Origin of the sequence: Paenarthrobacter sp. CAP02, from assembly GCF_040137855.1 — a bacterium.
Taxonomy (GTDB): Bacteria; Actinomycetota; Actinomycetes; order Actinomycetales; family Micrococcaceae; genus Arthrobacter.
Map to the genome: position 1 here is coordinate 38,790 of NZ_JBEEII010000018.1, position 7,982 is coordinate 46,771.

9 protein-coding genes are annotated in these 7,982 nt (G+C 63.3%); 2 read left to right on the forward strand and 7 right to left on the reverse strand.

The features are described 5' to 3' along the window. The first annotated feature begins 35 nt into the window (after positions 1-35). Positions 36-1,073: a zinc-dependent alcohol dehydrogenase family protein gene (locus ABHM97_RS20975; RefSeq protein WP_349472084.1), complete on the forward strand. Its 1,038-nt coding sequence runs from the start codon at positions 36-38 to the stop codon at positions 1,071-1,073. On the opposite strand, the gene ABHM97_RS20980 is transcribed toward ABHM97_RS20975, so the two are convergent. Both ABHM97_RS20980 and ABHM97_RS20985 read right to left on the reverse strand, forming a co-directional pair. After that, positions 1,074-2,309 (reverse strand): pyridoxal phosphate-dependent aminotransferase, encoded by a 1,236-nt coding sequence (locus ABHM97_RS20980; protein WP_349472085.1) that lies wholly within the window; start codon positions 2,307-2,309, stop codon positions 1,074-1,076. It abuts the gene before it with no gap. A 48-nt stretch (positions 2,310-2,357) separates the two neighbouring features. Further along, entirely contained in the window at positions 2,358-3,017 is a 660-nt protein-coding gene (locus ABHM97_RS20985) for a hypothetical protein (protein WP_235517794.1), read from the reverse strand. Positions 3,018-3,212: 195 nt separating this feature from the next. Between ABHM97_RS20985 and ABHM97_RS20990 the strand changes: the two genes are divergently transcribed. After that, the gene (locus ABHM97_RS20990) at positions 3,213-3,821 is read left to right on the forward strand and encodes a dihydrofolate reductase family protein (protein ID WP_349472086.1); all 609 of its coding nucleotides are present in this window, start codon (positions 3,213-3,215) and stop codon (positions 3,819-3,821) included. Positions 3,822-3,914: 93 nt separating this feature from the next. On the opposite strand, the gene ABHM97_RS20995 is transcribed toward ABHM97_RS20990, so the two are convergent. Genes ABHM97_RS20995 through ABHM97_RS21015 form a run of 5 tightly spaced genes read right to left on the reverse strand, consistent with a single transcriptional unit; the run spans position 3,915 to position 7,959 of the window. After that, positions 3,915-4,901: a sensor histidine kinase gene (locus tag ABHM97_RS20995; protein WP_349472087.1), complete on the reverse strand. Its 987-nt coding sequence runs from the start codon at positions 4,899-4,901 to the stop codon at positions 3,915-3,917. Continuing rightward, the gene (locus ABHM97_RS21000; protein ID WP_349472088.1) at positions 4,894-5,568 is read right to left on the reverse strand and encodes a response regulator transcription factor; all 675 of its coding nucleotides are present in this window, start codon (positions 5,566-5,568) and stop codon (positions 4,894-4,896) included. Before ABHM97_RS21000 ends, ABHM97_RS20995 begins: the two co-directional genes overlap by 8 nt. A gap of 4 nt (positions 5,569-5,572) precedes the next feature. Further along, positions 5,573-6,256, reverse strand: coding sequence for a DedA family protein (locus tag ABHM97_RS21005; protein WP_349472089.1), 684 nt, complete (start codon positions 6,254-6,256; stop codon positions 5,573-5,575). Then, positions 6,253-6,972 (reverse strand): phosphatase PAP2 family protein, encoded by a 720-nt coding sequence (locus ABHM97_RS21010; protein ID WP_349472090.1) that lies wholly within the window; start codon positions 6,970-6,972, stop codon positions 6,253-6,255. The genes ABHM97_RS21005 and ABHM97_RS21010 overlap by 4 nt, the downstream gene beginning before the upstream one ends. Before the next feature lie 60 nt (positions 6,973-7,032). Continuing rightward, positions 7,033-7,959, reverse strand: a complete 927-nt coding sequence (locus tag ABHM97_RS21015) for an NAD-dependent epimerase/dehydratase family protein (RefSeq protein ID WP_349472094.1) — start codon at positions 7,957-7,959, stop codon at positions 7,033-7,035. Positions 7,960-7,982 lie beyond the last annotated feature (23 nt).

The following is a 7,982-nucleotide window of genomic DNA, read 5'->3' on the forward strand; positions in this document are numbered from 1 at the left end:
GTGTGACAGTGCTGCCCGATTGTTAGAGTCAGTCCGTGCGAGCAGTGATCTTTGATGAAGTCCGGACCCAGCCCTACGTTCGGGAGGTCGACAAACCGGAGGCACCAGCCGGGGGCGTTGTGGTGAAAGTCCTCGCTACGGGCATGTGCCGCAGCGACTGGCACGCGTGGGCCGGCCACGACGACATTGCCATGCCCCATGTCCCCGGGCATGAGCTCGCCGGTGTCATCGACGCGGTTGGCACGGGCGTCCGGAACTGGAAGGTGGGCGACCGCGTTACCGTCCCCTTTGTCTGCGGGTGCGGCACGTGCGAATGGTGCCTGGCAGGCGATGCGCAGGTCTGCCCCGAGCAGCAGCAACCCGGTTTCACCCACTGGGGATCGTTCGCCGAGTACGTTGCACTGCACGCAGCTGACAGCAACCTGGTTGCCATCCCGGACAGTATTGAATTCACGACGGCGGCCAGCCTCGGCTGCCGCTTCGCCACGGCGTACCGTGCGTTGGCAGCCCGGGCGCAGGTCAAGGCCGGCGAATGGGTGACCGTGGTGGGCGCGGGAGGCGTGGGGCTCAGCGCCGTGATGATCGCAAAGGCCATGGGAGCGAAGGTCATTGTGGTGGACCGGAACCCGGCAGCCCTGGCTGTGGCCGACCGGCTGGGCGCTGACCACACGATCCTCGCTGACGGCACCGACATCCCTGCCACCGTAAACGTCCTCTCCGGCGGAGGCAGCCACGTAGCGGTTGACGCTGTCGGAAGTGAACAGACCTGCGCCGACGCGATCCTTAGCCTTCGCAGGCGCGGGCGGCATGTCCAGATTGGTTTGCTGCCGTCCATCGATGGCAACCCGCAAGTGCCCATGGCAAGGGTGATCGGTTGGGAACTGGACCTGTTGGGCAGCCACGGCATGGCCGCTGTGGACTATCCGGGGATGATGACGCTCATCGAGCAAGGCTCGCTTGAGCCGCAACTGCTGATCGAACGCACCATCGGCCTGGAAGAAGCTGCCGTGTTGTTGCCCGGCTTCGATCAGGCCAACCCGGCCGGCATGACCATGGTGGACCCGGCACTCTAATCAGTTGGCTTCCCGTGCCGGCCGGTTCCGGTATGCCGCGAGGAAGTGCGATATACGGCGCACCGCTTCTTCGATGTCCTCCACTGCCGGCAGGATTACGAAACGGAAGTGGTCCGGCGTTGGCCAGTTGAAGGCAGTGCCGTGCGAAACCAGGATCTTCTGTTCCTGCAGTAGTTGGAGGACGAACTTCTCGTCGCTTTCGATGGGGTAGATCTCAGGGTCCAACCGGGGGAACAGATACATGGCACCAGCGGCGGGCACACAGGAAACACCCGGGATGGCCGTCAACAGTTTCCACGCCAGATCCCGTTGTTCGCGCAAGCGTCCGCCAGGACGAATCAAAGCCTCGATGCTTTGGTACCCGCCAAGGCAGGTCTGGATGGCGTGCTGTGCCGGAACATTGGCGCACAGGCGCAGGGAAGCCAGCAGTTCCAGGGATTCGCGGTACGCAGCAGTGGCAGCAAGCGGCCCGGTCACAGCCACCCAGCCGGCGCGGTAGCCGGGCATGCGGTAGGCCTTGGACAGTCCGCTGAACGTCAGCACGCACACGTCCTCGGCCACTGCCGCGGTGTGGATGTGGGGTGCGTCGACGTAGCGGATCTTCTCGTAGATCTCGTCCGAAAACAGCACCAGGTCATGCTTCCGCGCCAAGGCGGCGAACTGTTCAAGGATGTGCCGCGGGTAGACGGCCCCGGTGGGATTGTTCGGGTTGATGATCACAATGCCCTTGGTGCGCGGGGTGATCTTCGCTTCGACGTCGGCCATGTCCGGCCACCAGTTCTCGTCCTCATCACAGAGGTAGTGAACGGCTTGGCCGCCGGTGAACGTCACGGCTGCGGTCCACAGGGGGTAGTCAGGGGCGGGGATGAGGATCTCGTCGCCGTTCTCCATGAACGCCTGGAGGGTCATGGAGATCAGTTCGCTGACGCCATTGCCGATGAAGAGATCCTCGACGCCGATGTTCATGAGCCCGCGGGTTTGGTAGTACTGCGAGATGGCGGTGCGGGCGGAGAAGATCCCTTTGGAGTCGCTGTAACCCTGTGCTCCGCGGAGGTGGTGGATCATGTCCACCACAACGGACTCCGGCGCTTCCAGGCCGAACGGTGCGGTGTCCCCGAGGTTCATCTTGAGGATCCTGTGGCCTTCCGCTTCCATGGCCTTGGCGGCTTGGAGGAGGGGACCGCGGAGTTCGTAGCGGACGTTCTGGAGTTTGCTGGAGTGCTGCATCGGACGCATGGTTGATCTTTTCATGGGAGCGGCCCCGGGGAGCAAATGATTCCAGAATCAGGTCCAGCGGATGATCAGGGGAAGGCTCCTGGTGCTCGCCGAAACTTCCCGTTCAGTGCCGTCCACGGCAACAGCGAAGTGCTGGAGTTCATCGGTGGATGTCACCACTTCAAAGTGCCCGGTCGCATCGCTTACAGCAGCTGAGGCGGAGGAGTGGGCATGGATGTAGGCGTCGGGGATCCCTTTGTTATGCACGTCCACCAGCCGCCCCCGGATCCGACGGCCTGCACCTGGCGTTCCCGCGGCAGGCTGGGTGGAAGGACCGGACGGTTCCTCGAAGCGGAGGGATACCGGGATGCGCACCAGGAAACCCAGTCCCTGCTGGATGGCGCCGGAGTACTCGTCGTGCGGGAGTTCACCGTTGGAGACCACGGAGTACTGGCTGTGGAGTTCAACAGCCAGCAGCAATTGCTCCATGTTGTCCAGCTGTTCCGGACCGTGGCATTCCACGGCAACCCTCAGTTCCAGGTCCAGGACCGGCCCCTCGCGGCGTGACCTTCCCACCCTGCTGAGGGTTACGGCCCGTACGGTGACTGGAGCGTCCGGTGGCGGAACGACGGCGGTGGGGGACCCGTCGTCGAACCTTACATGCTGAGGGGCGACGGCGTCGGAAAGTACCCCCAGGAGGTCGGACAGCGACGAACGCACTTGGCCCACGGCAGAACCCCAGCCGGACAGAGATCCACTACATCAACTGGAACAAGGCTACTCCCGCAAATGCCCCTGATGGAGCCTTATTAGGGCACTTTCTGTACAAAAGCCGGGGAGGTTCCTCGTAGCCCTTGGCGGCCAGTCGGACTAGGATGGCCCGCATCCAAGGGCAGGCTCGGACTTCCACCGAAGGAACACACTATGGGCACACTTTCTGTTGACCTTTTCCTCACCCTCGACGGCGTCTACCAGGCACCGGGCGGTCCCGACGAGGACACCTCGGACGGCTTCGGATACGGCGGTTGGCAGGCTGCGTATTCAGACGAAGAGGCCGGCGCCGCGATTACAGCGGGCATCGACCGCATGGACGCGCTCCTCCTGGGACGCAAAACCTACGACATCTTCGCCCAGTATTGGCCACAGCAAAGCGGTCACATAGCCGACAAGCTCAATGGCCTGCCCAAGTTCGTGGTCTCGGGCACCCTGGCAGATGCCAACTGGGAAGGGACCACGGTCTTGGCCGAGGCGAAGGACGTAGCGGCGGTGAAGGAACGGTTCAACGACATCCACATCATAGGCAGCGGCGTCCTGGCACGCTCGCTCCTTGAAGCGGACCTCCTGGACAGGCTCAACCTGTACCTCTACCCACTGACGTTCGGAACGGGCAAGCGGTTGTTCCCGGACGGCGCAGGCGTGCCCGCTGCCTTCCGGTTGGCCCAGCCGCCACAGGCATTTCCCAATGGCGCCATCCTGCTCGCCTACGACCGCGCCGGCGATCCCGTTACGGGCATTGACATCGGCCAGATGTAGCCGGCCCACATCCAACTAAAGCGTTCGACGGCGGTGCGCACCCGCCGTCGAACGCTTCTGTTTCCTTTTTCCTGGAGTGGGCGCCCGGGAGCGTCAGCCGGTTGCCAAGGGCAGCGTAATCCGCATGCAGGTGCCTTCCGGGCCTGTGTATGCGACGTCTGCGGAGCCGCCCGCTGCCACGGCAATATCGCGGACCAGCGACAGTCCGATCCCGAAGCTACGCTGCTGTTGGCCAGCGCGTGGGGCGGTTGTCCGGGCGAAACGGTCGAAGATCCGGTCGCGATCAATCCCAGTAATTCCGTGGCCCGTATCGGTGACGGTGATGACCGCCTGGTGAGCGGTCACGTCACTGGCAACCGTGATGTGACCGCCTGCCGGCGTATGGCCAAGGGCGTTCTCGGCCAGACCGAGGATGGCACGGTGAAGTCGCTGTGGCGTGATCATCGACCGAGGCTGCCCGTTGCTTGAACAGTGCAGGGTGATGCCCCGGTCCGCAGCCAACTGCTGGAGGCTGTCCACCACTTCCTGGGTGACGTCGGAGATGTTCGTTGGCGCTGCGGCCGGTTCCTGGTGGGAGCCCGTGGCGGATTCGAGGAGTTCGTTGACGATTCCGGTCAGGGCAGCTGTGTCGTCCCGGATCCGCGAGAGTTGCTGGCCGGCAGGTGAATCCGGAGCAGTGCTGCGTTGTGCCACCTGGATTCTGGCATCAAGGATTGCCAAGGGTGTCCGCATCTCGTGGCTGGCGTCCTGGATGAAGCGTCGTTGCAGCGTCAGTGCTTCGCCGAGAGGCCGGATGGCGCTGCGTGCACTAAGCCAGCCAACGCCGCCGGCGAGCAGGATGCCTGCTGCCCCGGCGATGACCATGGCTTTGATCAGGTCTTTGGTGTCGAGATAGGCGTAAACGGCCCCGGGTTCGGCGGGTTCCGTGTTGCCGGCCCGGTTCAGCAGGTAGGCGGTTGCCGCAGCCAGGAGGCACAGGACCAGCAGGGCGCAGACTGCGCTGATTCGGACAGCGATCTTCAGGGAAGCCTTGCGAAGGATGGCCTGATCCTGGGCCGCGGCCATGGACTGATCAGTCATGTGCTTCGCCTATCTGGTAACCCACCCCGTGGACGGTACGGATGACCGACCTGGCGACTTTTCGCCTGAGGTGATGGACGTGGGTGTCAATGACACCTGGCAGGTCACCCTGACTGTCAGTGGCGACAATCAGCTCCTCCCTGGTGAACACCCGGTCCGGCTCGGCAGCAAGAACCGACAGCAACTCCGATTCGGTCGCGGTCAAGGAGGCAAGGAATCCGTGAACGGAGCGCATGGACCTGGTGGTGGGGTCCAGTTCCCAGTCGCCGATAACTGTGGTCCGGGGCGCCTGGTGGTAGCTGCGGGTCAAGGCCCTCAGCCGCGCTCCCAATTCCATGGCGTCGAAGGGCTTGGTCATGTAGTCATTCGCGCCGGCGTCGAGCCCCCGGACCTTCTCGTCCACAGCGCCCAGGGCAGTGAGGATGAGGATTGGGGTGGCGATCCCCTTGGAACGGAGCGCGGAGATCAATGCGATGCCGTCCATTCCCGGAAGCCCCCGGTCGATCACCATCGCATCCCAGCCTCCCATCAGTGCCTGCCGCAAACCTTCACGGCCGTCGACGGCGATGTGCACCTGGTAGTCGGGCTCAAGGAGCTCGGCGATCAGGGGTCCCAAGGCAGGATCGTCTTCCACCAGCAGGACGGACAGCTTGGAGTCAGTGATCACGGATCTATTCTTGCGCGGAGGAGGACTCCGATGCGCGGGCACGCCTGTGTTTGAGGTATTCGATGCCCCAGGGCAGCACAGAGACCAACACCATGACCACGGCTATGACGTCGATGTTCTTTGCGATGACCTCGAAATGGCCCAACCAGGAGCCAAGGAGGGTAACGGAGCTTGCCCAAAGGATCGCACCCGTGATGTTCCAGAGGGCAAAGGACTTGTAGTGATACCGGGCGATCCCTGCGCTGAGGGGCGCGAAGGTGCGCACCACCGGTACGAAGCGGGCAAGGATCAGCGCGGGGCCGCCACGACGCCTGAAGAAGTCTTCGGCCTTTGCCAGATGGGACGTTTTCAGGACCCGGGCATCATCGGAGAACCACCGGCGTCCGAAGCGGCGTCCCAACAGGTAACCCACCTGGTCGCCAGCTATGGCGGCCACTGTCACCACCGTAATCAACACAGGAAGTGTCAGGTTCAATTGCTGGTGAAGGAGTCCGGCAGTGAAGAGCAACGAGTCACCTGGCAGGAACGGGAACAGGACCCCCGATTCAATGAAGATCATCAGGGCCACCACTGCGAGGGTTGCCGGACCCAAGCCCTGCAGGAGGCTGGCGGGATCCAGGATGGGGAGGAGCTCGGTATGGTTCAGCGCAGGCGCCAAGGCAAAGGGATCCATAAGGGACTCTTTCATTTGGGGGTGCGTAGGGAAGTTGCGCGGGAATGGATGGCGGTGGTGAGGGCAGGTGCGTAGCGGTTCCAGATTCCAGCCATGATCATCACCGCCGCAATTGATGCAGGGAGTGAGGCAACAACGTCCAGCGGATAATGGGCTCCGATGTACACGCGGGACCAGGCAACCACAACAGTCACGACCGCCCCCGCGCAGAGGACAGGTTTCGCCCATCGTGTTTCACGGACCAGAAAGAACATCGCCAGCGTGAGTGCGACGGCCAGGCACGTGTGGCCGCTGGGGAAGCTGTTGGATACAGGCTCCGGTACCAAGGGATCGAACAGCAGGGCAGGGTCCGGCCTGATCCTGCCGATAACCGCCTTGAACACTTGGCACGTCAACCACCCGGAGGCCACTGTGAGCGAAAAAAGTGCTGCATCCTGCGGGGAACGTCGGATCAGTGCGAGATAAAGACTGACAGCGATCACGATTATCGCGCCCGCGACCGGGCCGAAAAGCACGTTCAAAACCAAGGCAAGCCCCGTCAGCACGGAAGAGTGGTGACGGCTGAAATCATCATCAACAGCCAGTTCAGCCAGGGTCAGCCCAGGAACTGCCTGTATTGCCCACCCCGCCAACACGACGGCGGCCGCGAGTACCAGCCCCATGGCCAGCCAGTGTTTCGGTGCGGGCAGAGGCTTGAAGCGCACGGGATGCGGTGTGGACTGCTGAAACATGGAACCCCTCGACAGGACGAATCGTTTCTTCGATTCTGCGCCGAGGGTTTTAAGAACCCGTTAAGAATTGCCCCGGTCAGCCCCACGCCACCACGCCATGGTTGTGGCGGCGGCTTCCGGCAGGGGAGTCGGGTCCAAGCCCAGCATCCGCTGGCTTTCGGAGGAATCCATCACGAATGGGCGCTCAAACTGATACAGCAATTCAGCCAGTTCGCGCATATCGGTTGAGACCATTCCGGCGGCCCGCAGTACCCAACCTGGGACGGCGCTCACCTTCGGCGTCGTCAGGCCCGCCGCGCGTGCATGCGCAACCGCGATTTCCCGCTGGGTCACGGCCGCGCCGGTGGGGGCATGCAGCACGCTGTTCCAGACTTCGGGCTTCCCCGCGGCAGCGATCATGGCCGCAGCGAGGTCCGGTACGTAGGTGAATGAATGTGGCTGGTTCGCGCTGCCAATGAACTGCAGCCGTTTGCCCGCCAGGATCGGCGTGACCATGCGCTCGCCGGCATGTGCCATCTTCACGCGCGGCCCAAAGAAGTCACCCGCCACTACGCTTACGGTGTTTGCCGCGTGCTCGCGTCGAGCCTTCAGCAGCGCCGTCCGGATACCGCGCTTCCCGCCGGCGGCTTCGCGGGGACTCGATTCGGTCATGATGCGTTCGGGTTCACTGTACGAGTACAGGCTTTCAGGAAATACGACGACGGCGCCCGCGGCTGCGGCCGCGTCCATCACCACTTGCTCGGCTCTGGGGAGTTCCGCTGCCCAGGCCGCCGCCCTGTAGGCGGAACCGTGGATGCAGTGGAAGACGGCCGTTGCACCGGTGATGGCTTCCTTGAGCTGGTCAGGATCGGATGCATCGACGCGCATCTTTTCCACCAGGGGATGGTCCGGGCCGCTGCCCGAGCGGGTCAAAACGCGTACGGGGTGCCCGAGACCTGCGAGTTGTTCCGCGATGGCGATGACTTCAGCGGATGTTGATGCTGTCAGCCGTACCAGAGTCGTTGTGCGGG

What these genes read in the sequence shown, in the direction of transcription:
- ABHM97_RS20980 (WP_349472085.1), bottom strand. Translation starts at nt 2,309, where the DNA reads ATGCGTCCGATGCAGCACTCCAGCAAACTCCAGAACGTCCGCTACGAA.
- ABHM97_RS20990 (WP_349472086.1), top strand. Translation starts at nt 3,213, where the DNA reads ATGGGCACACTTTCTGTTGACCTTTTCCTCACCCTCGACGGCGTCTAC.
- ABHM97_RS20995 (WP_349472087.1), bottom strand. Translation starts at nt 4,901, where the DNA reads ATGACTGATCAGTCCATGGCCGCGGCCCAGGATCAGGCCATCCTTCGC.
- ABHM97_RS21005 (WP_349472089.1), bottom strand. Translation starts at nt 6,256, where the DNA reads ATGAAAGAGTCCCTTATGGATCCCTTTGCCTTGGCGCCTGCGCTGAAC.
- ABHM97_RS21010 (WP_349472090.1), bottom strand. Translation starts at nt 6,972, where the DNA reads ATGTTTCAGCAGTCCACACCGCATCCCGTGCGCTTCAAGCCTCTGCCC.